The organism is Actinoplanes sp. NPDC048988 (assembly GCF_043197815.1).
Lineage (GTDB): Bacteria > Actinomycetota > Actinomycetes > Mycobacteriales > Micromonosporaceae > Actinoplanes.
This window is the reverse complement of the sequence record NZ_JBICTW010000004.1, coordinates 128,481-154,721: the sequence shown is the minus strand read 5'-3', so window position 1 is coordinate 154,721 and position 26,241 is coordinate 128,481. Positions and strand designations below refer to the sequence as shown.

Annotated in this window: 25 protein-coding genes; 21 read left to right on the top strand and 4 right to left on the bottom strand. The window is 70.5% G+C overall.

Features of this window, described 5'->3' with window-relative positions; translation table 11 throughout:
* Positions 1-184 precede the first annotated feature (184 nt).
* The gene (gene aroC, locus ACGFJ7_RS15040) at positions 185-1,363 is read left to right on the top strand and encodes a chorismate synthase (RefSeq protein ID WP_392642486.1); all 1,179 of its coding nucleotides are present in this window, start codon (positions 185-187) and stop codon (positions 1,361-1,363) included.
* Positions 1,363-1,875: a shikimate kinase gene (locus ACGFJ7_RS15035; protein WP_392642485.1), complete on the top strand. Its 513-nt coding sequence runs from the start codon at positions 1,363-1,365 to the stop codon at positions 1,873-1,875. The genes aroC and ACGFJ7_RS15035 overlap by 1 nt, the downstream gene beginning before the upstream one ends.
* A gap of 90 nt (positions 1,876-1,965) precedes the next feature.
* Here the strand turns inward: ACGFJ7_RS15035 and ACGFJ7_RS15030 are convergent, their stop codons facing one another.
* Entirely contained in the window at positions 1,966-2,643 is a 678-nt protein-coding gene (locus tag ACGFJ7_RS15030; RefSeq protein ID WP_392642484.1) for a Clp protease N-terminal domain-containing protein, read from the bottom strand.
* Positions 2,644-2,752: 109 nt separating this feature from the next.
* Here ACGFJ7_RS15030 and aroB point away from each other — a divergent pair, with 109 nt between their 5' ends.
* The 4 genes from aroB to nusB are packed head-to-tail and all read left to right on the top strand — an operon-like array spanning position 2,753 to position 5,282.
* Positions 2,753-3,799, top strand: coding sequence for a 3-dehydroquinate synthase (gene aroB, locus ACGFJ7_RS15025; protein ID WP_392642483.1), 1,047 nt, complete (start codon positions 2,753-2,755; stop codon positions 3,797-3,799).
* Entirely contained in the window at positions 3,796-4,224 is a 429-nt protein-coding gene (gene aroQ, locus ACGFJ7_RS15020; RefSeq protein ID WP_392642482.1) for a type II 3-dehydroquinate dehydratase, read from the top strand. Before aroB ends, aroQ begins: the two co-directional genes overlap by 4 nt.
* A gap of 60 nt (positions 4,225-4,284) precedes the next feature.
* Complete coding sequence (gene efp, locus ACGFJ7_RS15015; RefSeq protein WP_097324586.1) at positions 4,285-4,842, top strand: elongation factor P; 558 nt, start codon at positions 4,285-4,287, stop codon at positions 4,840-4,842.
* Positions 4,843-4,844: 2 nt separating this feature from the next.
* Positions 4,845-5,282 carry a transcription antitermination factor NusB gene (nusB, locus tag ACGFJ7_RS15010; RefSeq protein WP_360239317.1) on the top strand — a complete coding sequence of 146 codons (438 nt, stop codon included), beginning with the start codon at positions 4,845-4,847 and terminating at the stop codon, positions 5,280-5,282.
* 411 nt (positions 5,283-5,693) lie between these two features.
* Here nusB and ACGFJ7_RS15005 read toward each other — a convergent pair whose 3' ends face one another.
* On the bottom strand, positions 5,694-6,182 hold the full coding sequence (locus tag ACGFJ7_RS15005; protein ID WP_020517563.1) for a transcriptional regulator: 489 nt from the start codon (positions 6,180-6,182) through the stop codon (positions 5,694-5,696).
* 288 nt (positions 6,183-6,470) lie between these two features.
* Between ACGFJ7_RS15005 and pyrR the strand changes: the two genes are divergently transcribed.
* From pyrR to rpoZ, 11 genes are all read left to right on the top strand, one after another.
* The gene (gene pyrR, locus ACGFJ7_RS15000; RefSeq protein ID WP_360239313.1) at positions 6,471-7,031 is read left to right on the top strand and encodes a bifunctional pyr operon transcriptional regulator/uracil phosphoribosyltransferase PyrR; all 561 of its coding nucleotides are present in this window, start codon (positions 6,471-6,473) and stop codon (positions 7,029-7,031) included.
* On the top strand, positions 7,028-7,951 hold the full coding sequence (locus ACGFJ7_RS14995; protein ID WP_392642481.1) for an aspartate carbamoyltransferase catalytic subunit: 924 nt from the start codon (positions 7,028-7,030) through the stop codon (positions 7,949-7,951). The genes pyrR and ACGFJ7_RS14995 overlap by 4 nt, the downstream gene beginning before the upstream one ends.
* Positions 7,948-9,213 carry a dihydroorotase gene (locus tag ACGFJ7_RS14990; protein WP_360239307.1) on the top strand — a complete coding sequence of 422 codons (1,266 nt, stop codon included), beginning with the start codon at positions 7,948-7,950 and terminating at the stop codon, positions 9,211-9,213. The genes ACGFJ7_RS14995 and ACGFJ7_RS14990 overlap by 4 nt, the downstream gene beginning before the upstream one ends.
* Positions 9,210-10,316, top strand: a complete 1,107-nt coding sequence (gene carA / locus ACGFJ7_RS14985) for a glutamine-hydrolyzing carbamoyl-phosphate synthase small subunit (RefSeq protein WP_392642480.1) — start codon at positions 9,210-9,212, stop codon at positions 10,314-10,316. Before ACGFJ7_RS14990 ends, carA begins: the two co-directional genes overlap by 4 nt.
* A gap of 5 nt (positions 10,317-10,321) precedes the next feature.
* Positions 10,322-13,636, top strand: a complete 3,315-nt coding sequence (gene carB, locus ACGFJ7_RS14980) for a carbamoyl-phosphate synthase large subunit (protein WP_360239301.1) — start codon at positions 10,322-10,324, stop codon at positions 13,634-13,636.
* Positions 13,633-14,670 carry a quinone-dependent dihydroorotate dehydrogenase gene (locus ACGFJ7_RS14975; protein WP_360239298.1) on the top strand — a complete coding sequence of 346 codons (1,038 nt, stop codon included), beginning with the start codon at positions 13,633-13,635 and terminating at the stop codon, positions 14,668-14,670. Before carB ends, ACGFJ7_RS14975 begins: the two co-directional genes overlap by 4 nt.
* Before the next feature lie 62 nt (positions 14,671-14,732).
* Positions 14,733-15,971, top strand: a complete 1,239-nt coding sequence (locus ACGFJ7_RS14970) for an adenosylmethionine--8-amino-7-oxononanoate transaminase (RefSeq protein ID WP_392642479.1) — start codon at positions 14,733-14,735, stop codon at positions 15,969-15,971.
* 216 nt (positions 15,972-16,187) lie between these two features.
* Positions 16,188-17,018 (top strand): orotidine-5'-phosphate decarboxylase, encoded by an 831-nt coding sequence (gene pyrF / locus ACGFJ7_RS14965; protein WP_392642478.1) that lies wholly within the window; start codon positions 16,188-16,190, stop codon positions 17,016-17,018.
* 187 nt (positions 17,019-17,205) lie between these two features.
* Complete coding sequence (gene mihF / locus ACGFJ7_RS14960; RefSeq protein ID WP_020517554.1) at positions 17,206-17,523, top strand: integration host factor, actinobacterial type; 318 nt, start codon at positions 17,206-17,208, stop codon at positions 17,521-17,523.
* A gap of 33 nt (positions 17,524-17,556) precedes the next feature.
* Positions 17,557-18,147, top strand: coding sequence for a guanylate kinase (gmk, locus tag ACGFJ7_RS14955; RefSeq protein ID WP_360239289.1), 591 nt, complete (start codon positions 17,557-17,559; stop codon positions 18,145-18,147).
* A gap of 13 nt (positions 18,148-18,160) precedes the next feature.
* On the top strand, positions 18,161-18,424 hold the full coding sequence (gene rpoZ, locus ACGFJ7_RS14950; RefSeq protein WP_015623990.1) for a DNA-directed RNA polymerase subunit omega: 264 nt from the start codon (positions 18,161-18,163) through the stop codon (positions 18,422-18,424).
* 78 nt (positions 18,425-18,502) lie between these two features.
* On the opposite strand, the gene ACGFJ7_RS14945 is transcribed toward rpoZ, so the two are convergent.
* Positions 18,503-19,201 carry an SDR family NAD(P)-dependent oxidoreductase gene (locus tag ACGFJ7_RS14945; RefSeq protein ID WP_360239287.1) on the bottom strand — a complete coding sequence of 233 codons (699 nt, stop codon included), beginning with the start codon at positions 19,199-19,201 and terminating at the stop codon, positions 18,503-18,505.
* 94 nt (positions 19,202-19,295) lie between these two features.
* Between ACGFJ7_RS14945 and ACGFJ7_RS14940 the strand changes: the two genes are divergently transcribed.
* The 4 genes from ACGFJ7_RS14940 to ACGFJ7_RS14925 all read left to right on the top strand — a co-directional run bounded on the left by ACGFJ7_RS14940 (position 19,296) and on the right by ACGFJ7_RS14925 (position 24,523).
* The gene (locus ACGFJ7_RS14940; RefSeq protein ID WP_360239284.1) at positions 19,296-20,168 is read left to right on the top strand and encodes a helix-turn-helix transcriptional regulator; all 873 of its coding nucleotides are present in this window, start codon (positions 19,296-19,298) and stop codon (positions 20,166-20,168) included.
* A 61-nt stretch (positions 20,169-20,229) separates the two neighbouring features.
* Positions 20,230-21,456, top strand: a complete 1,227-nt coding sequence (coaBC, locus tag ACGFJ7_RS14935) for a bifunctional phosphopantothenoylcysteine decarboxylase/phosphopantothenate--cysteine ligase CoaBC (protein WP_392642477.1) — start codon at positions 20,230-20,232, stop codon at positions 21,454-21,456.
* 45 nt (positions 21,457-21,501) lie between these two features.
* Positions 21,502-22,692 (top strand): methionine adenosyltransferase, encoded by a 1,191-nt coding sequence (metK, locus tag ACGFJ7_RS14930; RefSeq protein WP_392642476.1) that lies wholly within the window; start codon positions 21,502-21,504, stop codon positions 22,690-22,692.
* A 1,237-nt stretch (positions 22,693-23,929) separates the two neighbouring features.
* Positions 23,930-24,523: a hypothetical protein gene (locus ACGFJ7_RS14925; protein WP_392642475.1), complete on the top strand. Its 594-nt coding sequence runs from the start codon at positions 23,930-23,932 to the stop codon at positions 24,521-24,523.
* Here the strand turns inward: ACGFJ7_RS14925 and ACGFJ7_RS14920 are convergent.
* On the bottom strand, positions 24,520-26,241 hold a 1,722-nt coding region (locus ACGFJ7_RS14920), incomplete at its 5' end, for a primosomal protein N' (protein WP_392642474.1). The genes ACGFJ7_RS14925 and ACGFJ7_RS14920 overlap by 4 nt on opposite strands.

The following is a 26,241-nucleotide window of genomic DNA, read 5'->3' as shown; positions in this document are numbered from 1 at the left end:
CGAGACGGCCCCCTCTGCGGGCGATGGCATGGCACGCATGCGGCCCGACGTGACGCCTTCATCGCGGGGATTACGAGGGGATCGGTGGGGCGAGTCTGCGCAGGAACAGGGTCCGGGGGTTCCGGCTGGCGGGACGCGGGTGGGGGTGCGGTGGGTGCTGGGGGCGGCGTGACAGAATTTGGGGGTGTTGCGCTGGCTAACCGCAGGTGAATCGCATGGACCGGCGCTCGTCGCGCTTCTCGAAGGCGTTCCCGCCGGGGTGGAAGTGACGAGTGCGGAGATCGGGCGCGATCTCGCGCGCCGTCGTCTCGGCTATGGGCGCGGGGCGCGCATGCAGTTCGAGCAGGACGAGATCGAGATCATCGGTGGGATCCGGCATGGGCTGACGTTGGGCAGTCCGGTCGCGATCCGGGTCGGTAACTCCGAGTGGCCCAAGTGGCAGACCGTGATGGCGGCCGACCCGGTCGACCCGGAGGAGCTGGCCAGCCAGGCGCGTAACGCGCCTCTGACCCGGCCGCGGCCGGGGCACGCCGATCTGGCCGGCATGCAGAAGTACGGGCACACCGATGCCCGGCCGATTCTCGAGCGAGCCAGTGCGCGGGAGACCGCGGCCCGGGTCGCCGTCGGTGTCGTGGCCAAGGCGCTGATCAAGCAGGCGCTGGGTATCGAGATCGTTTCTCATGTGATCGAGCTCGGGTCGGTGGCGGCCAAGGTCGGGCTCATCCCGGCGCCGGAGGACGCGGCGCGGATCGACGCCGACCCGCTGCGCTGCCTCGACCCCGAGGCCAGCGCGCGCATGGTGGCCGAGGTCGACGCGGCCAAGAAGGACGCGGACACGCTGGGCGGCATCGTCGAGGTGCTGGCGTACGGGGTGCCGCCGGGCCTGGGCACCCACGTGCAGTGGGACCGCAAGCTCGACGCCCGGCTCGCCGCCGCGCTCATGTCGATCCAGTCCGTCAAGGGTGTGGAGATCGGTGACGGGTTCACCCAGGCCCGTTCGCGCGGGTCGGTGGCTCACGACGAGATCATTCCGACCGCGGACGGGGTGCGCCGGGTGACCGATCGGGCCGGTGGGCTCGAGGGCGGCATCACCAACGGCGAGCCGCTGCGGGTGCGGGCCGCGCTCAAGCCGATCTCGTCGCTCAACCGGGCGTTGCAGACCGTCGACGTGGTCACCGGCGAGCCGGCGACCGCGATCAACCAGCGGTCGGACGTCTGTGCCGTGCCGGCCGGCGGCGTGGTGGCCGAGGCCATGGTGGCTTTGACGCTGGCCGAGGCGGCGGTCGAGAAGTTCGGTGGTGACTCGGTGGCCGAGATCCGCCGTAACCTCGCCGGATACTTGGAAAGCCTGGTCATCCGCTGATGGCGCCGCGGGCCGTGTTCGTGGGCGCGCCGGGCGCCGGCAAGTCCACCATCGGCGCGGCCGTGGCGGCGCTGCTGGCCACGGAGTTCGCCGACGCCGACACGATCATCGAGGAGCGGGCCGGCAAGCCCATCCCGGAGATCTTCATCGACGACGGCGAGGAGGCGTTCCGCGCGCTGGAGCGCCAGGTGATCGCCGAGACGCTCGACAGCTTCGACGGCGTTCTGGCGCTCGGCGGCGGGGCGATCCTGCACGACGGCACCCGCAAGCTGCTCACCGAGCACACCGTGGTCTACCTGTCGGTCGAGCTGAGCGACGCGGTCAAGCGGGTCGGCCTGGGCGCGGGCCGCCCGCTGCTCAACCTGAACCCGCGGGCCACGCTCAAGTTCCTTCTCGATCAACGGCGTCCGTTGTACGCCGAGGTCGCCACCCACACGGTCACCACCGACGGCCGCGAGCCGCACGAGATCGCGGCCGAGGTGGCGGAACTGCTCAGGGCTCCGGCCGCCTGATCCGGTTGCGTCCGGAGAAGGCGATCTCCAGCGGTGGGTGAGCAGGGGCGCGACGACGGCACGGCCCACATCGAGCAGTGCGGACTGTGCTCAGCCCAGGCGAGTCTCCAAGCGTTCGATGCGTTCGATCAAGGGGGCGAGCGCCGCGGTCAGCGCGTCCTTGGGCGGGGTGTGGCTGGCGCGCAGGTGGGCGTATCCGGCGAGGGCGGCGCTGACCGCTCGGCGGATGACGCGGACGTCGGCGCCGCGGGCGCGCAGGACCTCGCCCGCGGCCCCGTCGGGCTCGGCGGCCAGGGCGATCAGCAGGTGTTCGCAGCCGACGTAGTTGTGGCCGAGGCCGATCGCCTCGCCGACGGCCAGCTCCAGGACGACAGCGCCCGACCGGCTGAAGCGGGGGCCGGTGGCGTCGCCGGTCGGCTCGGCGGTCTCGGGCGCGGTCAGCGTGGTGGGCGGGATGTCCATCGCGGTGAGGATCTGCAGGGCCAGGTTGTCGCCCTCGGCCAGGACACCGTGCAGCAGGGCGCCGGTGGTGACCGGCTCGCCGCGCTGTGCGGCCAGTTCGAGGACGGTGACCAGCCGGGCCGTGAAGCTGGGGAGGCGCTCGGCCAGGGCGGCCGGGTCGAGGTCGATGGCGGTGGCGTCGCGGATGGCGGCGACGCGCTGGACGGCCTGCTCCAGAGCGCGCTGGCAGATCGCGGAGACGGGGATGCCGCTCTCCCGGACGGCGTCGGCGAGGTCGTCGGGCAGGTACACGTTGATTTTCGGCATGGCTCATGTGTAACCCGTATGGGGGTAGAAAGATATAACCCCATTCCGGGTGGTGGAACGGGCGCCATGGGGTGCGTCTGGCCGAGGGCGCGGGTCTAGGGTTTGCGCCGTGGTGACACGAATTCAGGTGGCCGGTGACCGTCCGTACGACGTGCTCGTCGGCCGGGATCTGACGAACGAGCTGCCGTCGCTGATCGACGGGGCCGCGCAGGCCGCTGTCCTCTTCTCGGCGCCGCTGCGCGACCGGGCGGAGCGGATCGCGGCCGCGACGGGGGTGAAGACCCTGCTCATCGAGGTGCCCGACGCCGAGGCGGGCAAGAGCGTCGAGGTCGCGGCGATCTGCTGGGACGAGCTGGGCGCGAACAACTTCACCCGTACGGACGTGGTGATCGGCGTGGGCGGGGGAGCGGTCACCGACCTGGCCGGTTTCGTGGCCGCGAGCTGGCTGCGCGGGGTGCGGTGGGTGCCGTGCTCGACGTCGCTGCTCGGCATGGTCGACGCGGCCGTGGGCGGCAAGACCGGCGTCAACATCGCCGCCGGCAAGAATCTGGTCGGCGCGTTCCACCCGCCGGCCGGCGTGCTGTGCGATCTCGACTCGCTGGCCACGCTGCCGGCCGACGATCTGGTGGCCGGGCTGGCCGAGGTGATCAAATGCGGGTTCATCGCCGATCCGGTCATCCTCGAGCTGATCGAGAAGGGTGACCTCGGCGACGCCGTGCTGCGGGAGCTGGTCGAGCGGGCGATCCGGGTCAAGGCCGAGGTGGTGGGCGTCGACCTGAAGGAGTCGGGGCTGCGCGAGATCCTCAACTACGGGCACACGCTCGCGCACGCCATCGAGAAGCGCGAGCGGTACACGTGGAAGCACGGGCACGCGGTGGCGGTCGGCATGATCTTCGCGGCCGAGCTGGCCCGGCTGGCCGGGCGCCTGGACGACGAGACCGCGCGGCGGCACCGGGCGGCGCTGGAGAAGGTCGGACTGCCGACCTCGTACCCGGCCGAGGCGTGGCCCGAGCTGCTGAGCGCGATGCGGGTCGACAAGAAGGCGCGGGCGGCCACGCTGCGGTTCGTGGTGCTCGACGGCCTGGCCAAGCCGGGCATCCTGACCGGCCCGGACGAGAGCCTGCTCGAGCGGGCGTACGCGGAGGTGGCGCGATGATCTACGTGCTGAACGGCCCGAATCTCGGCCGTCTGGGGACCAGAGAGCCTTCGGTGTACGGCCACACCACGTACGCCGACCTGGAAAAGCTCTGCCTGGAGACCGCGGAGCGGCTCGGCGTGCGGGTGGAGGTGCGCCAGACCGACGCCGAGTTCGAGATGATCCGCTGGCTGCACCAGGCGGCCGACGAGGGCGCCGACGTGGTGCTCAACCCGGCCGGGTGGTCGCACTACAACATCGCCGTCCGGGACGCGGCGGCCCAACTGGGCGGCCGGCTCATCGAGGTGCACATCTCGAACATCCATACCCGCGAGGAATTCCGGCATCATTCGGTCATCTCGGCCGTCGCCACCGGGGTTCTGGCGGGTCTGGGTGTCGATGGTTACCGGCTCGCGCTCGAGCACCTGGCCCGATTCGCCGGTTAGACGTTCCCGCCGGTAAACTCGGTCGGTCACCGACAGCTTCCATAGAAATCAAGGCAGGGCATGGCTTCCACGAACGACCTGAAGAACGGCCTGGTGCTCAACCTCGACGGCGGCCTCTGGTCCGTGGTGGAGTTCCAGCACGTCAAGCCGGGTAAGGGTGGCGCGTTCGTGCGCACCACGCTGAAGAACGTGCTGTCCGGCAAGGTCGTCGACAAGACGTTCAACGCCGGCACCAAGGTCGAGACCGCCACGGTCGACAAGCGCACGATGCAGTACCTCTACCAGGACGGCGAGGACTTCGTCTTCATGGACCTGGACACCTACGAGCAGATCACCGTGGCCGGCGCGACCGTCGGCGAGAACGCGAACTACCTGCTCCCCGAGGCCGAGGCGACTGTCGCCACGCACGAGGGCGTGCCGCTCTACATCGAGCTGCCGACCAGCGTGTTCCTCGAGGTCACCTACACCGAGCCGGGCCTGCAGGGCGACCGCTCGACCGGTGGCACCAAGCCGGCGACCGTCGAGACCGGCGCGACCGTGAACGTTCCGCTGTTCATCACCACCGGCGAGAAGATCAAGGTCGACACCCGCGACGGCCGTTACCTCGGTCGTTCCTGATCATGGCTGACGCCCCTCGCTCGACGCAGACGCCGGCTCGTCGCAAGGCCCGGAAACGGGCCTTGGATGTGCTGTACGAGGCCGATCTGCGTGACCTCCCGCCGCGGGAGGTGCTCGCCACCTACCTCGAGCGCATCGCCAAGCCCCATCCGGATCACCTGGAGTACTCGGTCGGCCTGGTCGAGGGCGTGGCCGAGCACCTCGACCGCATCGACGAGCTGATCGCCAGCTACGCCGAGGGCTGGACCCTCGAGCGGATGCCGGTGATCGACCGCAACCTGGCCCGGATCGCCGTCTACGAGCTGCTCTACGTCCCCGAGATCGACGACCCGGTCGCCATCTCCGAGGCGGTCGAGCTGGCCAAGACGATGTCCACCGACGACAGCCCGCGGTTCCTCAACGGCATTCTCGGCCGGATCGCGGAGTTCGCGACCCGCTGAGCGCTTCTCAGGCCCCGGGCTCTTCGGAGTGCGGGGCCTTCGTGCTGCCTCGACGTGTTGCTTGATCAAAACGGTCGACATCACTCCACGTGGCGGTCGCCCTTACCGTGACCGAGTTTGCGGGGGTTTGACACCACGGTGAGCACGCCCTTGCGATCTCCCCGCGCGAAAGGCGCGCTATGGCCGGCCCCGGACGATGGTCGCGCTGCGCCTGCGGGGCGGCGTCACTTGCGCTTGGGTCAGCCGGCGTGGCGTACCTCGGCGGGTTGAACGCAAAAAAGCCCGCGTGCGGAACGCGGGCTTTTCAGCGTGTGGGACACGGCGCCGGCGCGGCGAGTCGCAGGGGGGATGGGGGATTGGTGCGCTTCGCCTCATGGAGAAAAGGAGGCGGAACGTTTCAGTTGGTGAACGTCAGCTGGCGAAGAAGGCGCGCGGGTCGGCCACGAGGACACCCTGCTCGGTGAGGCGCTCGATGAGGCCCGAGGGGGAGATGTCGTAGACGATGGCGAGCGCCCGCAGGTCGTCGGCGCGGATGGAGAGGACGCGGCCGTTGTAGTCGCCGCGCTGCTGCTGGATCGCACGGGCGTACCGCGCGACGTAGGCGAGGTCCTCGCCGGTGGTGTCGTACAGCTTCTCGAGGTCCAGCACGATCTTGTTGGTGGCCTCGAGGCGGACACCGCTGCCGTCGGGCAGCAGCTCCGACACGGGAACGCGGTAGAAGTCGGCCAGCTCGGCGAGACGCGAGACGGTGACCGCGCGGTCGCCACGCTCGTACGATCCCACCACGACGGCCTTCCAGCGACCGTTCGACTTCTCCTCCACGCCTTGCAGGGACAGGCCCTGCTGCTGGCGGATGGAACGCAGGCGGGCGCCCAACGACTTGGCGTACTCAGACGGCATTCGGAACACTCCCACTGTGCATGCCGCGGAGGGTTCTTCCTCCGCGATCGCTACGCAGCGTGACGGTACGGAGTTTGCGACTTCCGGTCAAGTGTCGGTTACCGATGAGTCGTGTGGCACACGGTAGATCTGTCTGATTAGTCCGTCTGACGTGACGGTCAGCCATGTCACGATGGCCGCCGCCGGCGGCACTGGTAACGTAGCGTCAGCCCATGTGGTGGCCCCTCCCGGGACCATCCTGAACTTCCTTTAACGACCCGTCCCGTGAGGCGGGGAAGGAGGTCCGCCGTGGCGCAGCCACGTGCCGACACGCCCAGCAAGATCATTTTGAGCGCGTCCGACCTGCACCGGGTCGTCGACCGGGTCGCTCATCAGATTCTGGAGAAGACGTCCGGCGCCACCGGCACCGTCCTTCTCGGGATTCCCACTCGCGGCGTGCCGCTGGCCCAGCGCCTGGCCGCCCGCATTCACGCGTTCGAGGGCATCGACGTGCCCGTCGGATCGCTCGACATCACCCTCTACCGCGACGACCTGCGGCTGCACGCCACCCGCGCGCTCGGCAAGACCGAGCTGCCCGGCGGCGGCATCGACGGCCTGCGGGTCATCCTCGTCGACGACGTGCTGTTCAGCGGGCGCACGGTCCGCGCCGCCCTCGACGCCCTGAACGACGAGGGGCGCCCCAGCTCGGTGCAGCTCGCGGTGCTGGTCGACCGGGGCCACCGGCAGCTGCCGATCCGCGCCGACTACGTCGGCAAGAACATTCCGACCGCGCTCTCGGAGAGCGTCCGCGTCTCACTGACCGAGACGGACGGGCTCGACGAGGTACGACTGACGGGGAGCGAAAATTGATCAAGCATCTCCGTTCGGCGGCCGACCTCGACGCGGCCACCGCCACCCTCATCCTGGACACCGCGGGCGAGATGGCCGCCCTGGCCGGCCGCGAGGTCAAGAAGCTGCCGACGCTGCGCGGCCGCACGGTGGTCAACCTCTTCTACGAGGACTCGACCCGCACCCGCATCTCGTTCGAGGCGGCGGCCAAGCGCCTGTCGGCCGACGTCATCAACTTCTCGGCCAAGGGCTCCAGCGTCTCGAAGGGTGAGAGCCTGAAGGACACCGCGCTGACCCTGCAGGCCATGGGCGCGGACGCGGTGGTGATCCGCCACCCGGCGTCGGGCGCGCCGCACCGGCTGGCCCAGTGGGTCGACGGGTCGGTGGTCAACGCCGGCGACGGCACCCACGAGCACCCGACCCAGGCGCTGCTGGACGCGTACACGATGCGCTCGCGCCTCGGCCGGATCGACGGCCTCAAGGTCGCCATCGTGGGTGACGTGCTTCACAGCCGGGTCGCGCGATCAAACGTTCTGCTGCTCACGACGCTGGGCGCGCGGGTGACTCTGGTCGGCCCGCCGACCCTCATCCCGCTCGACGTGGCGGCCGCTCTCTCCAAGACGACGAAAGTGTCGTACGACCTCGATAGCGTCCTGCCCGACATGGACGTCGTGATGATGCTTCGAGTGCAGACCGAGCGCATGCAGGACTCGTACTTCCCCTCCGCGCGGGAGTACAGCCGGCGCTACGGCCTCGACCTCGCGCGCATGCGCAAGCTGCCCGAGCACGCGATCGTCATGCACCCCGGCCCGATGAACCGGGGCATGGAGATCACGCCCGAGGTGGCCGACTCCTCCCGATCCACCATCGTCGAACAGGTCGCCAACGGGGTCAGCGCCCGCATGGCCGTCCTCTATCTGCTGCTTGGGGGCAAGGCGTGAGCTCATACTTGATCAAGGGCGTGTCGGTGCTCGGCGCCGATCCGGTTGATCTGGCGATTGTCGATGGCCGCATTTCCGACAAGTCGGATCCCTCCGCAGAGGTGATCGACGCCGCCGGCCTGGTCGCGCTGCCGGGCCTGGTCGACCTGCACACCCACCTGCGCGAGCCGGGCCGTGAGGACGCCGAGACGGTCGAGACCGGCTCCCGGGCGGCCGCGCTCGGCGGGTACACGGCCGTCTTCGCGATGGCCAACACGTCGCCGGTGGCCGACACCGCGGGCGTGGTCGAGCAGGTCTGGCGCCTGGGCCGCGAGGCCGGCCTGGTCGACGTGCAGCCGATCGGCGCCGTCACCGTGGGCCTGGCCGGCAAGCAGCTGGCCGAGCTGGGCGCGATGGCCACCTCGGCCGCCGGGGTGCGCATCTTCTCCGACGACGGCTTCTGCGTGGCCGACCCGCGCCTCATGCGCCGCGCCCTGGAGTACGTGAAGGCGTTCGACGGCATCATCGCCCAGCACGCCGAGGAGCCCCGGCTCACCGAGGGCGCCCAGATGCACGAGGGCGAGGTCAGCACCCGCCTCGGCCTCACCGGCTGGCCCGCGGTCGCCGAGGAGGCGATCATCGCCCGCGACGTGCTGCTGGCCGAGCACGTGGGCAGCCGCCTGCACGTCTGCCACGTCTCCACCGCCGGCTCGGTCGAGGTGCTCCGGCAGGCCAAGGCCCGCGGCGTCCGGGTGACGGCCGAGGTGACGCCGCACCACCTGCTGCTCACCGACGAGCTGGCCGCGTCCTACGACCCGGTCTTCAAGGTCAACCCCCCCTTGCGTACGGCGTCCGACGTGCACGCCCTTCGGGAAGCGCTGATCGAGGGCGTCATCGACGTGGTCGCCACCGACCACGCGCCGCACGCGGTGGAGGACAAGGAGTGCGAGTGGGCGTACGCCCGGCCCGGCATGGTGGGGCTGGAGACGGCGCTGCCGGTCGTGCTCTCGGTGCTCGGCGAGCGGTGGGACCTCATCGCCGACCGCATGTCGCGAACCCCCGCCAAGATCGCGGGCCTCACCGGCCACGGCACCGACCTCAGCGTCGGGAGCCCGGCCAACCTCACGCTGGTGGACCCGTCCGCCCGCCGGGTCGTCGACCCGGCCGAGCTGGCGAGCCGCAGCCGCAACACACCGTACGCGGGCACCACCCTGCCGGGTCGCATCGTGGCGACGTTCCTCCGGGGAGTTCCTACGGTCCTCGATGGGAAGGCTGTTAAGTGACGAAAGCAATCTTGGTCTTGGAAGACGGGCGGACCTTCTCCGGTACGGCGTACGGCGCTGTCGGGGAGACGTTCGGCGAGGCTGTCTTCACGACCGGCATGACGGGTTATCAGGAGACGCTGACCGACCCCTCGTACCACAAGCAGGTCGTCGTCCAGACCGCGCCGCAGATCGGCAACACGGGCGTCAACGAGGAGGACGACGAGTCCTCTCGCATATGGGTCGCCGGCTATGTCGTGCGTGACCCCGCCCGCCGGCCCTCGAACTGGCGCTCCACCGGCGATCTGGGCGACCGGCTCGCGGCCGAGGGGATCGTCGGGATCAGCGGCGTCGACACCCGGGCTCTGACTCGCCACCTGCGGTCGCGCGGCGCGATGCGAGTCGGTGTCTCATCGGTCGACCTGGACCCCTCGTCGCTCCTTGAACGTGTTCAGGCGCAGCCGCAGATGGTTGGCGCGGATCTTTCCGGCGAAGTTAGCACTCCGGACATTTACACCGTTTCTGCTGTCGGTGAGCACCGCTACACGGTCGCCGCGCTCGACCTCGGGATCAAGCGCAACGTCACCCGGCGGCTGGCCGAACGCGGCGTCACCACGCATGTCTTCCCGGCCTCGTCGTCGATCGAGGACCTCCTGGCCGTCAGCCCGGACGCGGTGTTCTTCTCGCCCGGCCCGGGTGACCCGGCCACGGCGGACGGCCCGGTCGCGCTGGCCCGCGAGGTCATGCGCCGCGAGAAGCCGCTGTTCGGCATCTGCTTCGGCAGTCAGATTCTCGGCCGGGCGCTCGGCTTCGGCACCTACAAGCTGGGCTACGGCCACCGCGGCATCAACCAGCCGGTGCTCGACAAGACCACCGGCAAGGTCGAGGTGACCAGCCACAACCACGGCTTCGCGGTCGACGCCCCGCTGAACAAGGTGATCGACACCGACTTCGGCGGCGTCGAGGTGTCGCACGTGTGCCTCAACGACGACGTGGTCGAGGGCCTGCGGGGCATCGAGGTGCCCGCGTTCACTGTCCAGTACCACCCCGAGGCCGCCGCCGGCCCGCACGACGCCGACTACCTGTTCGATCGGTTCGTCGAGCTCGTGGAAAAGAAGGGCTGACCCACATGCCGAAGCGTGAAGATCTCAAGCACGTCATGGTGATCGGCTCCGGCCCGATCGTCATCGGCCAGGCCTGCGAGTTCGACTACTCCGGCACCCAGGCCTGCCGGGTGCTGCGGGCCGAGGGCATCCGCGTCTCGCTGGTCAACTCCAACCCGGCCACGATCATGACGGACCCGGAGTTCGCCGACGCCACGTACGTCGAGCCGATCACCCCCGAGTTCGTCGAGCTGGTCATCGCCAAGGAGCGCCCCGACGCGATCCTGCCCACGCTGGGCGGGCAGACCGCGCTCAACACCGCGATCGCCCTGCACGAGAGCGGCGTCCTGGAGAAGTACGGCGTCGAGCTGATCGGCGCCGACGTCGACGCCATCCGCCGCGGCGAGGACCGCCAGCTGTTCAAGGAGATCGTGGCCAAGGCCGGCGGCGAGACCCCGCGCTCGCGGGTCTGCCACTCGATGGACGAGGTCAAGGCGACGGTGGCCGAGCTCGGCCTGCCGGTCGTCATCCGACCCTCGTTCACCATGGGCGGCCTCGGCTCGGGCATGGCGCACACCGACGAGGACCTGGAGCGCATCGCCGGCTCCGGCCTCGCCGCCTCCCCGGTGCACGAGGTCCTCATCGAGGAGAGCGTGCTCGGCTGGAAGGAGTACGAGCTCGAGCTGATGCGCGACAAGCACGACAACGTCGTGGTCGTCTGCTCGATCGAGAACGTCGACCCGATGGGCGTGCACACCGGCGACTCGGTCACCGTGGCGCCGGCCATGACGCTGACCGACCGGGAGTACCAGAACCTGCGCGACCTCGGCATCGCCGTGCTGCGCGAGGTCGGCGTCGACACCGGCGGCTGCAACATCCAGTTCGCGATCAACCCGGACAACGGCCGGCTCGTCGTGATCGAGATGAACCCGCGCGTGTCCCGCTCGTCGGCCCTGGCCTCCAAGGCGACCGGCTTCCCGATCGCCAAGATCGCGGCCAAGCTGGCCATCGGCTACACGCTGGACGAGATCCCGAACGACATCACGCTCAAGACGCCGGCCGCCTTCGAGCCGGCCCTCGACTACGTGGTCGTGAAGATCCCGCGGTTCGCGTTCGAGAAGTTCCCCGGGGCCGACGCCGAGCTGACCACCACGATGAAATCGGTCGGCGAGGCGATGTCGATCGGCCGCAACTTCGCCGAGGCGCTGAACAAGGCGATGCGGTCGATGGAGACGAAGGCCGCGGGATTCTGGACGTCGCCTTCTTTCGAGACGGCGGAGGCCGCCCTTGAGGCGATGCGCGTTCCGCACGACGGCCGGCTCTACACCGTGGAGGCCGCGCTGCGGCTCGGCGCCACCGTCGAGCAGGTGCACGAGGCCAGCGGCCGCATCGACCCCTGGTTCCTCGACGAGATCAAGGCGCTGGTCGACCTCCGCCAGGAGATCCTGGACGCGCCCGTGCTGGACGAGGAGCTTCTTCGTACGGCCAAGCGCTCCGGAATCTCCGACAAGCAGCTCGCCGCGCTGCGGCCCGAGCTGGCCGGTGAGGACGGCGTCCGCACGCTGCGCCACCGGCTCGGCGTGCGCCCGGTCTACAAGACCGTCGACACGTGCGCGGCCGAGTTCGAGGCGAACACGCCCTACCACTACTCCACGTACGACGAGGAGACCGAGGTCGCGCCCTCGGACCGGCCCAAGGTGCTGATCCTGGGCTCGGGGCCGAACCGCATCGGGCAGGGCATCGAGTTCGACTACTCCTGCGTGCACGCGGTCATGGCCTTGCGGGGGGTCGACTTCGAGACCGTCATGGTCAACTGCAACCCGGAGACGGTGTCGACCGACTACGACACCGCCGACCGGCTCTACTTCGAACCGCTCACCTTCGAGGACGTCCTCGAGGTGTTCCACGCCGAGGACAGCTCGGGCAAGGCCGCCGGCGGCCCCGGCGTGATCGGCGTGATCGTGCAGCTCGGCGGGCAGACCCCGCTCGGCCTGGCCAACCGGCTCAAGGCGGCCGGCGTGCCGATCGTCGGCACCTCGCCCGAGTCGATCGACCTGGCCGAGGACCGTGGGCTGTTCGGCGCCGTGCTGGCCAAGGCCGGCCTGCGCTCGCCCGACCACGGCACGGCGACCAGCTTCGACGAGGCCAAACAGATCGCCGACGCGATCGGCTACCCGGTGCTGGTCCGCCCGTCGTACGTCCTCGGCGGCCGCGGCATGGAGATCGTCTACGACGAGCCGACGCTGCGCGGCTACATCGAGCGGGCCACCGAGATCTCCCCGAACCACCCGGTGCTGGTCGACCGGTTCCTCGACGACGCGGTCGAGATCGACGTGGACGCGCTCTGCGACGCCAACGGCGACGTCTACATCGGCGGCGTGATGGAGCACATCGAGGAGGCCGGCATCCACTCCGGCGACTCGTCCTGCTCGCTGCCGCCGATCACCCTGGCCGGCTCGCACCTGGCCGAGGTGCGCCGCTACACCGAGGCGATCGCCCGCGGGGTCGGGGTGCGCGGCCTGCTCAACGTGCAGTACGCGCTCAAGGACGACGTGCTCTACGTGCTCGAGGCCAACCCGCGCGCGTCGCGGACCGTGCCGTTCGTCTCCAAGGCGACGGCGGTGCCGCTGGCCAAGGCGGCGGCCCGGATCATGCTGGGCGCCACCATCGGCGAACTGCGGGCCGAGGGCATCCTGCTGCCCGACAGCGACGGCGGGACGGTCCCGGAGAACGCGCCGATCGCCATCAAGGAGGCGGTGCTGCCGTTCAAGCGGTTCCGCACCCCGGCCGGCAAGGGCGTCGACAGCCTGCTCGGGCCCGAGATGAAGTCGACCGGCGAGGTCATGGGCATCGACGCCGGCTTCGGCCAGGCGTTCGCCAAGTCCCAGGCCGCGGCGTACGGATCGCTGCCCACCGCCGGCAAGATCTTCGTGTCGGTGGCGAACCGGGACAAGCGGGCCATGGTCTTCCCGATCAAGCGGCTGGCCGACCTCGGCTTCACGATCGTCACGACCGCCGGCACCGGCGAGGTGCTGCGCCGCTACGGCGTGGTCTGCGAGATCGTGCCGAAGCACTTCGAGAGCGCCGGCCAGAACGCGCTGGAACTCATCGCGGCCGGCGAGATCGCGATGATCATCAACACCCCGCAGGGTTCGGGCGCCAACGCCCGCTCCGACGGGTACGAGATCCGCAGCGCGGCGGTCACCGCCGACATCCCGTGCATCACCACGGTGCCGGGCGCGGCGGCCGCGGTCATGGGCATCGAGGCGCTGATGCGCGGCGACATGTCCGTCCGCCCGCTGCAGGAGCTGCACGCCGCCCTCCGGGGTGCCGAGAAGTGACCTTGTTCGAGTCCACCGTCCGGCCGGTCCTGTTCCGGCTGGGCGGTGGCGACGCGGAGACGGCGCACGAGTTCACGCTGCATCGGCTGGCCGGGCTGCCGGCGCCGGCGCGGTCGCTGATGCGTGCCCGCTACGCGACGAGCGCGCCGGTCGAAGCGTTCGGGGTCCGGTTCCCGAACGCGGTCGGCCTGGCCGCGGGCATGGACAAGAACGGCGTCGCGCTACCGGCGTGGCCGGCCCTCGGGTTCGGCTTCGTCGAGGTCGGCACGGTCACCGCGAAGGCGCAGCCCGGCAACGACAAGCCACGGCTGTTCCGGCTGCGCGGCAGCGAGGCGATCATCAACCGGATGGGCTTCAACAACGCCGGCGCGGCCGCCCTGGCCACCCGCCTGGCCGCGCTGGGCCCGATCGGCGTGCCGCTGGGCGTCTCGCTGGGCAAGTCGAAGGTGACCCCGCTGGAGGAGGCGGTCGAGGACTACCTGACCTCGCATCGGCTGCTCCACCCGTACGCGGACTACATCGCGGTCAACGTCTCCTCGCCGAACACCCCGGGCCTGCGCAGCCTGCAGGACAAGTCGGCGATCGCCGACCTGCTCAAGGCCCTGGTCGGCCCGAAGCCGGTGCTCGTGAAGATCGCGCCCGACCTGACCGAGCCGGCGATCGCGGAACTGCTCGAGGTCTGCCTGAGCCACGGCGCGGCCGGCGTGATCGCCACCAACACGACGCTGTCGCGTGACGGCCTGGCCCCCTCGGACCAGCCGCGGGCGGCCGAGGCGGGTGGCCTGTCGGGCCGGCCGCTGACCGAGAAGGCCCGCAAGGTCGTCCACTTCGTCCACACCGAGACCGACGGCCGCCTCCCGATCATCGGCGTCGGCGGCATCATGGAGCCGGACGACGCCGTCCGCCTGCTCGACGCGGGCGCGTCACTGGTGCAGCTCTACAGCGGCTTCATCTACCGGGGCCCGGCCCTGGTCCGGGCCGCGGCGAAGGCGGCCGCCGCCCATCACACGACCCTGGTCCGCCCGGCGCGATGACCAGCCCTCCGTCCCCGCCGGCCCCAGGCAGCACATCGTCTTCGGCCGGCCGGGCGGGGCGGTTGCTCGCGCTCGATCGGGCGCACGTCTGGCATCCGTACGGGCCGATGCCCGGCCGGAGCGAGCCCTATCTGGTCGAGAGTGCTTCCGGCGTACGTCTGAAGCTCGCCGACGGGCGTGAACTGGTCGACGGGATGTCGTCGTGGTGGGCCGCCATCCACGGCTATCGGCATCCCGCGCTGGACGAGGCGCTGGCCGGGCAGTCGCGGCGGATGAGTCACGTGATGTTCGGCGGGCTCACCCACGAACCGGCCGTCGAACTGGCGGCCGAACTGGTCGAGGTGGCCCCGGACGGGCTGGAGCACGTCTTCCTGTGCGACTCGGGGTCGGTCAGCGTCGAGGTCGCGATCAAGATGGCGTTGCAGGCCCGGCCCGGGCGCCGCAAGCTGGCGACCTGGCGGGGTGGATACCACGGCGACACCTTCCATCCGATGAGCGTGTGCGATCCGGACGGGGGGATGCACTCGCTGTGGACGGGGGTGCTGCCGGCGCAGGTCTTCGCGGACGCGCCGCCGGTGGAGTTCGACGAGGCGTACGCGGAAAAGCTCGTGGAAATGATCGAGCGGCACGCGGGGGAGCTCGCGGCGGTGATCGTCGAGCCGGTCGTGCAGGGCGCGGGCGGCATGCGGTTCCACCATCCGGGCTACCTGCGGGTGCTGCGGGAGGCGACCGCGGCGTACGGAGTCCTTCTGATCTTCGATGAGATCGCCACCGGGTTCGGGCGGACCGGGAAGTTCTTCGCGGCCGAGCACGCCGGGGTCGGGCCCGACATCATGTGTGTCGGCAAGGCGCTCACCGGTGGCTACCTGACGCTCGCGGCGGCGCTGTGCACGACGGCGGTCGCCGAGGCGATCTCGGACGGGCCCGGGGGCGGGCTCATGCACGGGCCGACCTTCATGGGCAATCCGCTCGCCTGCGCGGTCGCCAGAGCGTCGCTCAGGCTGCTGCGGGACGGATCCTGGGTAGATCACGTACGACTGATCGAAAACGGTCTCAGGGACGGTCTGGAGCCGTTGCGAGGGCGACCCGGCGTCGCGGACGTCCGGGTCCTGGGCGCCATCGGGGTGGTGCAGCTGGATCATGACGTGGACATCCGGGCCGCGACGGCCGCGGCGGTCGCGCGTGGGGTGTGGTTGCGGCCCTTCCGCGACCTCGTCTACACGATGCCGCCGTACGTCACCGGCGCCGAGGACGTCGCCCGGATCACCGCGGGCGTCGCCGCGGCGGCCACGGTCGGCTGATTCGGCGTCCCCCGGTCTCCGTCCGGCGTCTCTGCGGCGCAAAACACATCGCTATTTTTCGACTGCTTTGCCGGGTCGCGGCCCGGCCGATCGATCTGACTGCTTTGTCCGCTTAACGAGCGCCGCCGTCCCGGCGGCCGGCTCACCCATGAACCCCCTACCGCATCGGCCGCCCGCGCGCTGGCGGCCACCCGACACGGAAGAGGAATGACAGCGATGGAGACCTTCGGCAAGCGCCTCGTCGAGGCGACCGCGAAGCGCGGCCCGCTATGCGTCGGCATCGATCCGCACGCCGCCCTGCTCACTAAGTGGGGTCTGCCCGACGACGTGGCCGGCCTGGAACGCTTCGCCCTAACGGTGGTCGAAGCCCTGGCCGATCGGGTGGCCGTGCTCAAGCCGCAGTCCGCGTTTTTTGAGAGATTTGGGTCACGCGGCATCGGCATTCTTGAGTCAACTATCCGACAGTCTCGGGAGGCCGGAGCCCTTGTTCTGCTGGACGTGAAGCGGGGCGACATCGGTTCGACCATGGCCGCGTACGCCTCCGCCTACCTTGATCCGGCGAGTTCTCTGTGTGCCGATGCGATTACTGTGAGTCCCTATCTCGGATTCGGATCGTTGCAGCCGGCACTCGACGTCGCGGCCGCCAACGGCGGCGGCGTCTTCGTCCTCGGCCTGACGTCCAATCCGGAGGGACCGTCCGTCCAGCATGCCGTCGCGGCCGGCGGCCGCACCGTGGCGCAAACCATGATCGACGAGATTTCCCAGCTCAACAGGGGTGCGGAGCCCCTGGGAAGCTTCGGTCTGGTCATCGGGGCGACGATCGGCGAGACCGGCCACGACCTGTCCGCGGTGAACGGTCCACTGCTCGCGCCGGGCCTCGGGGCGCAGGGCGCGACCCCCGCCGACCTGCGCCGCGTCTTCGGCGAAAGCCTGCGTAACGTGCTGCCGTCGTACTCACGGGAAGTTCTGACAGCGGGACCATCAGTGGCCGGGCTGCGTCTAGCAGCAGAGCGGGCCGCAGACGAGTGCGCAGCTGCGCTCGGGTGAAAAGGTCCCTGCTTACCAGGGACGCGGACAGCGGGTGCGGGGGTACCCCCACGTTGCCGAAACCGCCGTTGACCGCTAGTTTTCCCCGCGCCGGGGAACCACATGCCCCTTTGGTTACCTGGCACACCACGTTTCACAGAAGCGCCGGTATTGACCTACCGTCGCGATAGGGACCTGAGGAGAACTGGTGCCGCTCCCGTCACTGAGCCCCGAGCAGCGCGCTGCCGCGCTGGAGAAGGCTGCTGAAGTTCGTAAAGCTCGGGCTGAGCTGAAGGAACAGCTCAAGTCCGGCAAGACCACCCTCGCCGCCGTGCTCGACCGCGCGGAAGAGGACGAGGTCGTCGGCAAGCTGAAGGTCTCGGCCGTGCTTCAGGCGCTGCCGGGCATCGGCAAGATCCGTGCGACGCAGATCATGGAGAAGCTGAAGATCGCTGACAGCCGCCGGCTGCGCGGTCTCGGCGACCAGCAGCGCAAGGCCCTCCTGGGGGAGTTCGCTGCGAACTGACTCGAGGGCTCGTGTTGAATGAGCCTTGTGAGCATGGATGACGACGCGCGCCCGGCGGCCCGACTCACCGTCCTCTCCGGCCCCAGCGGGGTCGGCAAGGACAGCGTGATCGAGTTGATCCGGGCGCGCTCGCCTTGGATCAAGCTGTCCGTGTCCGTGACGACGCGGAAGAAGCGCGACTACGAGACCGACGGCGAGCACTACCATTTCGTGACTCGCCAGGAGTTCCAGCGGCTGATCGATGGCGGACAACTGCTGGAGTGGGCCGAGTTCGCCGGCAACCTCTACGGCACGCCGCGGGCGCAGGTCGAGGGCTGGCTGGGCCAGGGCCGGCCGGTCCTGCTGAAGATCGACCTGCAGGGCGCGCGCCAGGTCCGGGCCTCGATGCCCGACGCGCAACTGATCTTCCTGGCCCCGCCCAGCGTCGAGGAGCTGCGCCGTCGCCTGGTCGGCCGGGGCACCGACGACGAGGAGACCATCCGGCGCCGCCTCGCCCACGCGGATGAGGAACTCGAAGCCGAGAAGGAATTCGACCGTACGGTCGTCAACGACTTCGTCGAGCGCGCGGCGGACGAGCTGGTAGGATTACTCGGTTCGTCATTTCTGACGCCCCAAGAGCATTAAGGACTGAACAACTGTGGGAACCATCGCGAACCCCGAAGGCATCACCAACCCGCCGATCGACGAGCTGCTGGACAAGACCTCGTCGAAGTACTCGCTGGTGATCTTCGCGGCCAAGCGTGCCCGCCAGGTCAACGCCTACTACAGCCAGCTCGGTGAGGGCCTCCTCGAGTACGTGGGCCCGCTCGTCGAGACCACGCCCCAGGAGAAGCCGCTCTCGATCGCCATGCGCGAGATCAACGCCGGTCTCCTGACCGCCGAGGCGACCGACAACCCCTGACGGCCCGCCGCACGGCTGAGCATCGGAGATCCCGCGCCCACCCCGGTGGCCGCGGGATCGTTGCATTTTCGGCACTCCCTACCAGGGCACTGCTCCCTCGCGGCTGAGCACGGTGCCGGTCGGGCCGTCGTCGCCGAGGGTGGCCAGGTGAACGATCGCGTCGGTGCCCTCGGTCACCGTCTGGGTGCCCTGACCGCCGTTCAGGTCGGTCGCCGTGTATCCGGGATCGGCCGCGTTGACCAGGATCCCGGGCAGGGCGCGCGAGTACTTGAGGGTGAGCATCGTCAGCGCGGTCTTGGAGATGGCGTAGATCGGCGGCACGACCCGCCAGTCGAACATGTCGTACTCGAGGGTGGCCGCGAACGAGCCCACCCGGGACGAGACGTTCACGATCCGGGGATGCTCGGACGCGCGCAGCAGCGGCACGAAGGCGTTGGTGACCCGTAGCGCGCCCAGCAGGTTGGCGTCCAGCTCGGCCGCCGCGTCCTCGGCGGTGGTCCGCTCGAGCGGGGTGGCGACGCTGTTGACGGCGGCGTTGTTGACGAGGACGTCGAGACGCCCGTACTCGGCTCGTACCCGCTCGGCCGCGGCGTCGACGCTCGACTGGTCGGTGATGTCCAGGTGCAGCCACCCGACGCCGAGCTCGCCCGCGGCGTCCCGGCCGCGTCCGGGATCGCGCGCGCCGATGAGCACGGTGTGCCCGGCCTCCGCGAGGCGGCGGGCGGTCTCGCGGCCGATGCCCTTGTTGCCGCCGGTGACGAGAGTGATCGTTTCCATGCCGGTCAGCCTGCGGCCGGCCGGGCGCGGGGGGAAGGCGCCGTGCGTCGGTAGGACCACCGGTACCACCCGGGCGGCCGGATACGATGATCACGTGACCGAGACGGTGCGGGCGCCGGGGTTCGGGACCCTCCTGCGCGGGTTCCGGGACCGCTGCGGCGCCGATCCGGCCGGCCTGGCCCCTCCCGGCCTGGCCGCTCCCGGCGGTCGCGCCCCCGGCCTGGCCGCTCCTGGTCGCCGCGCCCCCGGCCTGCGCCGGGAGGAGCTGGCGCTGATCGCCGGCGTCTCGGTCGACTACGTCGTTCAGCTCGAGCAGGGCCGAGCCGCCCGCCCGTCCGCGCCGGTGGTCGCCGCCCTGTCCCGGGCTCTGCGGCTCGACCAGGACGACGCCGCGCTTCTGCACCGTGCGGCCGGCCTGGCTCCGCCGAGCCGGCCGGCCGACCGGGTGGTGCCCGCCGGCCTCGATCGCATGGTCACCCGCCTGGCGGAGTGGCCGGTCGCCGTCTACTCCGCCGACTGGTGGCTGCTGCGCTGGAACCCGGCCTGGACGGCGCTGCTGGGCGACTCGGCCGAGCTGCGGGGGCGGGCGCGCAACGTCGTCTGGTTCGAGATGACCCAGCCCAACCCACGCGTGTGGGTCGACCCGGCCGAGGACGAGATCTACCGCGACGCGATAGTGGGTGACCTGCGGGTGGCCTACCTGGAGAGGCCCGACGACGCCGAACTGGCCGATCTGGTCACCGCGCTGCACGAGACCAGCCCCGAGTTCGCCGAGCGCTGGACCGCGGCCCGGCCCGCGCGGTACCGGGGCATGCGCAAGCACATCGACCATCCGACGGCCGGGCCGATGGTCCTGGACGGCGACGTCCTCCAGGTTCCCGGCTGCGATCTGCGGATGGTGGTCTACTCCGGCGCGCCGGGCACGCCGGACGCCGAGCGTCTGGCGCGGCTGACGGCGCCCGGGTGACGTGGGGCAGGATCGGGTGGGGATTCCGGATGGCGGGTCCCGCTCTCGTACGGGGGTCTTGGTGACTGAAGTCGTGCTCGGGGTGGGTGGCGGCATCGCCGCCTACAAGGCGTGTGAGCTGTTGCGGCTGTTCACGGAGTCGGGGCATGGGGTGCGGGTGGTCCCGACCGCGTCCGCGCTGCAGTTCGTGGGGGCGCCCACCTGGGCCGCGCTGTCCGGGCGGCCGGTGGCCACCGAGGTGTGGCAGGACGTGCACGAGGTGCCGCACGTGCGGATCGGGCGGGCGGCCGAGCTCGTCGTGGTCGCTCCCGCGACAGCTGATCTGCTGGCCAAGGCGGCGCACGGCATCGCCGACGATCTCCTCACCAACACGCTGCTGACGGCGACCTGCCCGATCGTGTACGCGCCGGCCATGCATACCGAGATGTGGGAGAACCCGGCGACGCGGGCGAACGTGGCGACCCTGCGGTCGCGCGGCGCGGTGGTGATCGAGCCGGCCGTGGGGCGGCTGACCGGCCAGGACACCGGCAAGGGGCGCCTGCCCGATCCGATCGCGATCTTCGAGCTGGCTCAGCGCGTACTCAAACGGGGTCTTGACCTTGATCTGAAGGGCCGCCACGTCGTGGTGACGGCGGGCGGGACCCGCGAACCGCTCGATCCGGTCCGGTTCCTGGGGAATCGGTCGTCCGGCAAGCAGGGGTACGCCCTGGCCAAGGCGGCCGCGGCGCGGGGGGCGCGCACCACGTTGATCGCGGCCAACGTGACGCTGCCCGATCCGGCGGGTGTGGACCTGATCAGGGTGGGTACGACCGAGGAGTTGCGCGCGGCCACCGTGCAGGCGGCGGCCGGGGCGGACGCGATCGTCATGGCGGCGGCGCCGGCCGACTTCCGGCCGGTGAGCGTCGCGGCCGAGAAAATCAAAAAGACAGACAGTGGTACGCCGTCGCCCATCGAGCTGACCACCAACCCGGACATCGCGGCGGAACTGGGCGCGGCGAAACGGGAGGGGCAGATTCTCGTGGCGTTCGCGGCCGAGACGCACGACGCTCTGGAGAACGCTCGCGCTAAGTTGATCAAGAAACGTGCCGACCTGATCGTCGTTAACGAGGTGGGAGTGGACCGCGTGTTCGGCGCCGACCACAATGAGGTCACGCTGCTGGGCGCTGACGGGAGCACGGCGAGCCACGCCGAACTCCCTAAAGACGATGTGGCGAATATGATTTTGGACCGCGTCGCCGTCCTACTGGATGGGCAGGTGGGCGGCGGTGAGCCAGCCCGGGTGCGGTGACTACACTTCCCGGTTACGTTGTATTCGACAAATCTGAGGAGCACCGTGGCACGCCGCCTGTTCACCTCCGAGTCGGTCACGGAAGGCCACCCGGACAAGATCGCTGACCAGATCAGCGACGGTATTCTCGACGCCCTGCTCCGGCAGGACCCCCGCAGCCGCGTCGCGGTGGAAACGTTGATCACGACCGGCCAGGTGCACGTGGCGGGTGAGGTCACCACGCAGGCGTACGCCGACATCCCCAGCATCGTCCGCGACACCATCCTGCGGATCGGCTACGACTCGTCGAAGAAGGGCTTCGACGGCGCGTCCTGCGGCGTCAGCGTGTCCATCGGCTCCCAGTCGCCCGACATCGCCCAGGGCGTCGACAGCGCGCTGGAGCTGCGTGCGGGCGACAGCGAGCACGTCCTCGACTCCCAGGGCGCCGGCGATCAGGGCATGATGTTCGGCTTCGCCTGCTCCGAGACGCCCGAGCTGATGCCGCTGCCGATCGCGCTCGCCCACCGCCTGGCCCGCCGGCTGTCGAAAGCCCGCAAGGACGGCACGATCCCGTACCTGCGACCCGACGGCAAGACCCAGGTCACCATCGAGTACGACGGCTTCCGCCCGGTCCGTCTCGACACGGTGGTCGTGTCGTCGCAGCACGCGGCCGACATCTCGCTGGAGTCGCTGCTCACGCCGGACATCCGGGAGCACGTGATCGCGCCCGAGCTCGAAGGACTCGGCCTCGACATCGACGGCTACCGGCTGCTGGTGAACCCGACCGGCCGCTTCGAGATCGGCGGGCCGATGGGTGACGCCGGCCTGACCGGCCGGAAGATCATCGTCGACACGTACGGCGGATACTCCCGGCACGGTGGTGGGGCGTTCTCCGGCAAGGATCCGTCCAAGGTGGACCGGTCGGCGGCGTACGCCATGCGGTGGGTGGCGAAGAACGTGGTCGCGGCGGGGCTGGCCGAGCGGTGCGAGACCCAGGTGGCGTACGCGATCGGCAAGGCCCACCCGGTGTCGCTGTTCGTCGAGACGTTCGGCACGGAGAACGTTCCGGTGGAGCGGATCGAGAAGGCGATCAACGAGGTGTTCGACCTTCGGCCGGCGGCCATCATCCGCGACCTGGACCTGCTGCGGCCGATCTACCAGCAGACGGCGGCCTATGGGCACTTCGGGCGGGAGATTCCGGAGCTGCTCTGGGAGAACACTGACCGGGCCCAGGATCTTAAGAACGCTGCTGCCTGAGGGTTTCGCTTTCAGCCGGTGTCCCCTTTGGGGGCGCCGGCTTTTTGCTTGCGCTGGGACGGTTGAGGGCCGGGTGTGGCCGACCCTGACTGGCTGGGGAGCGCTTTACGTCTGGGTCGGCCACACCCGGCCCTCAACCTTGCGTGGGGTTTCGGTGCCGGGCAGTCGGGGGGCACTGGCTGCTTGGTGGTACGAGGGGTGGGCTTTCACCTTGCGCCTGGGTGTGGGGCGGGGTTCGCTGCCGCGTGGGGGTTCGGGTGGGCGGGTCTGTCGGGCCGGCCGGGCTGGGTGGGGGGCCGGGCGGCAATTCCAGGCCGGTCGCGCGGGTTTGTCGGCTGGCTTGGTGCCCTGCCGGGCTTGGTCCGCTGGCTGCTTCAGACCTGCGCCTGCTTCAGCCCTGCGCCGGCCCAACCCATTCCCCGGCCCAACCCCTGCGCCGGCCCCAGCCCCTGCGCCGGCCCCAGCCTCTGCGCCGGTCCCAGCCCCTGCGCCGGCCTTTGTCCGGCGTCTGGATCGGTCTGTGGGCTGGCTTGGTCGGCTGCCTGGCTCGGTCCGGCGTCTCGCTTGGTTCGCTGGTCGGCTTGGCGGCTGCCTTCCTCGTCTGTGGTCTTGTCGCGTTCGTTGCGCTGGCGGACCGCATGCCTTGGAAGGCTCGTTCCGCACCCACCACCTTGGTAGGCCCGGACTCGGCCCGTCACTTTGGTGAGTCGATTGTCTCGTGGTTCGAATGTTGCCTGGGTTCGCGTCTTCCTCGGTCTGCGGCGCTTACCGCGGGCCGCAGTTCCGGGGGTTTGCGGCGTCCTCGGTCCACGCCTTGCTCGGTCCACGCCTTGCTCGGTGCGCGCGTGCTCGGTCTGCGCGTTGCTTGGTCCGCGCCTTCCTAAGCCTGCGGCTCCTGGGTGGCGCGTCTTCGGGTTGGGCCTCCTTCGTGCGCGTTGGCCATCGGTGATGTCTGGGGGCGGTGCGTGCGGGGAGAGGGCTTGGTGTGCGGGGGCGGGCGGGGTGGTCACTGTGGGTTAAGGACGGTGGGGGTGGGGACGAAAGGGGTCTGGGGTTGGAAAAGGGGGCAGGATGCATTCTGAGCTGGGGAGGATGGCGAGAGGGGATGATCTTGGCGGTAGTCTCTTCGGGCATGGGTCGAGATCTAACTGAGGACGCCGTCACTCTGTGGTGTGCGGTGGGGGCCGGGGACTTTGCGAAGATCGAGGCCGGTGAGTGGCGGGCGTTGCCTGGTGGGGTGGACCTTCGCGTGTTTGCCGGGCGGGGGGCCGCGGAACGTGTTGCCCGGGAAGAGATCGTGGGGCGGGAAGGTGCGGGCTTCGTACTGAAGCTCGAGGTTCGGCGGGAGTTCTTTGCGGACGGTGCGGTTCCCGGCGACGGGCTCGTGGTCGCCGCCGGGGATGTGGCGGAGCTGAACACGCAGCTGGCGGGGACGATTGTGGAGGCTGTGGACTTTCGCGGGGCGGTGGATGACGCGGAGTTCGCGGGCGGGCCGTCGTTGCCGGCGGAGTGGCGGGCCTATCTGCAGTCGCCGTCGTGGTTTCGGCGGGGGCTGCTCGCCTCGGGGAAGTACGTGTGGCTGTACCCGCCGGCGGAGGGGCGCGAGATCCTGGCGATCTGGGAGGCCGAGGAGCGGTTCCCGGGGATCGCGCTGATCGGCGGCGATGGTGGTCTCGAGAATTTCGTATTCGACCTGCGGCAGGATCCGGCCCCCGTGCTGATGGTCAGCAACGCCAGCGAGTCGTGGGCGGACGCCGTCGTGCAGGCGCCGGACGCGGCCGACTTCATCAAGCGGCTGGAGGACGGCACGTTCGACCTGGCCGTGGGTTAGAAGAGGGCCGTGGGGTCCACTTCGATGCGTACGGGCTGAGGGGCCTTTTTGGCGCTGCGAACGGCGGCCGCCTCATGCAGGGCGTGAGCCAGCGGGGCGGCCTGGGAGCGCGGGACCCGCAGGAGCATGCGTTCCTGGTCGTCCTGGGCGGGAACCGGGCCGAGGAGTTCCACGCCGGCCGGTAGGCGCGCGGTGTTCAGGAAGTCGTTGACGGCTTCGGTCAGGCCGGTGACGCTGGCCATGCGGGCGGCCGGCGGAAAGCCGAGCTCGCGGCGTTCGGTGAGTTCGCGGGTGGCGAACCAGGCGGGATCCCAGCGGATCAGCGCCTGAACAGTGGCCAGGGAGCCGTCGGCGACGACGATGACACGGCCGTGCGGGGCGGGTTTGGCCAGGGCGGCCGCGTTGAGCCAGCGGCGCATGGTCTCCTCGGCGGCGCGCAGGTCGGAGCGGGTCAGCAGGGCCCACGTGTCGAGCAGGAGCACGGCGCCGTAGCCGCCGACGGCGACCGGTTCGGCGCCCGGAGTGGACACGACGACGCTCGGCTCGGCCGGGACGGTGTCCAGGACCTCGTCCCGTCCGGACGTGCGTACCGTCGCGCCGGGGAAGGCACGGCCCAGTTCCTCGGCGGTACGGCGGGCGCCGGTCACCGAAGCGCGCAGGCGCCGGCCGCCGCACGTGGGGCACGCGTACGCGGCGGCGGCCCGGCCGCACCACCGGCAGGTGGGCACGTCGCGGGCGCCGGAAAGCTCCAGCGAGCCGGAACAATGGGGACAGCGCGCGGGCGTACGGCAATCGGCGCAGGCGATCGACGGCAGATAGCCCCGCCGGGGAACCTGAACCAGAACCGGGGTTCCCGCCTGCAGCGCCTGCCGAGCCGCCTGCCAGGCCAGACTGGGCAGCCGCGCGGTAGCGGCGCCCGGATCGCGCGCGAGCTGAGGATCGTCACCGGTCGGCTGGATCGCCGGTGCCCGCCGCCGCAGCACGTCCCGCCCGGCACTGATCTCCTTGGCCCAGCCCGTCTCGAGGAGCAACTGCCCTTCGCCCGTACGCGCGAAGCCCGCCACAAGCGCAGCCGACCCGCTCAGCTGAGCCCGCGTCAGAAGCACCTCACGCGCGTGCGGATACGGCGCCCGCGGCTCTCCGTGCAGGTCGTCCCCGTCATCCCAGATGACCACGAGCCCAAGCTTGGCCACCGGCGCCCACATGGCGGCCCGGGTACCCACCACCACCGGCACCTGATGCCGGCTGGCCGCGAGAAACCGCCGGTACCGTTCCGCCGGCCCGAGCGCCGCGTTCAGCGCCACATGCTGCCCAGCCTCCAGCGCCACCCCCAGAGCACGGTCCACCCGATCGAGATCCCGAGCGTCCGCGACCACGATGACAACCCCGCGCCCACCCCGAACAGTGGCCGCGGCCGCCTCGGCGATCCGAGCCGCCCAGTCCTCACCCGGCAGCGCACTCCAGACCGCCCGCGCGTCCCGCCCATCCGCCAGCGCCCGCAGAAAGGCCGGCCCAGCAACATACGATCCCCAGCCACCAACCTCAACCGCCGCCCCAGTCACCCCGCTCCCGGCCGCGCGGCCTCCGATCGCGCCCGCCATACCGCTTCCGCTCGCGCCGACCCCGCTCGCGCCGACCCCGCTCGCGCCGACCCCGCTCGCGCCGACCCCGCTCGCGCCGACCCCGCTCGCGCCGACCCCGCTCGCGCCGACCCCGCT

What these genes read in the sequence shown, in the direction of transcription:
- ACGFJ7_RS15035 (WP_392642485.1), top strand. Translation starts at nt 1,363, where the DNA reads ATGGCGCCGCGGGCCGTGTTCGTGGGCGCGCCGGGCGCCGGCAAGTCC.
- ACGFJ7_RS15030 (WP_392642484.1), bottom strand. Translation starts at nt 2,643, where the DNA reads ATGCCGAAAATCAACGTGTACCTGCCCGACGACCTCGCCGACGCCGTC.
- ACGFJ7_RS14945 (WP_360239287.1), bottom strand. Translation starts at nt 19,201, where the DNA reads ATGGAAACGATCACTCTCGTCACCGGCGGCAACAAGGGCATCGGCCGC.
- nusB (WP_360239317.1), top strand. Translation starts at nt 4,845, where the DNA reads ATGGCTGACGCCCCTCGCTCGACGCAGACGCCGGCTCGTCGCAAGGCC.
- efp (WP_097324586.1), top strand. Translation starts at nt 4,285, where the DNA reads ATGGCTTCCACGAACGACCTGAAGAACGGCCTGGTGCTCAACCTCGAC.
- ACGFJ7_RS15005 (WP_020517563.1), bottom strand. Translation starts at nt 6,182, where the DNA reads ATGCCGTCTGAGTACGCCAAGTCGTTGGGCGCCCGCCTGCGTTCCATC.
- carB (WP_360239301.1), top strand. Translation starts at nt 10,322, where the DNA reads ATGCCGAAGCGTGAAGATCTCAAGCACGTCATGGTGATCGGCTCCGGC.
- pyrF (WP_392642478.1), top strand. Translation starts at nt 16,188, where the DNA reads ATGGAGACCTTCGGCAAGCGCCTCGTCGAGGCGACCGCGAAGCGCGGC.
- aroQ (WP_392642482.1), top strand. Translation starts at nt 3,796, where the DNA reads ATGATCTACGTGCTGAACGGCCCGAATCTCGGCCGTCTGGGGACCAGA.
- gmk (WP_360239289.1), top strand. Translation starts at nt 17,557, where the DNA reads ATGGATGACGACGCGCGCCCGGCGGCCCGACTCACCGTCCTCTCCGGC.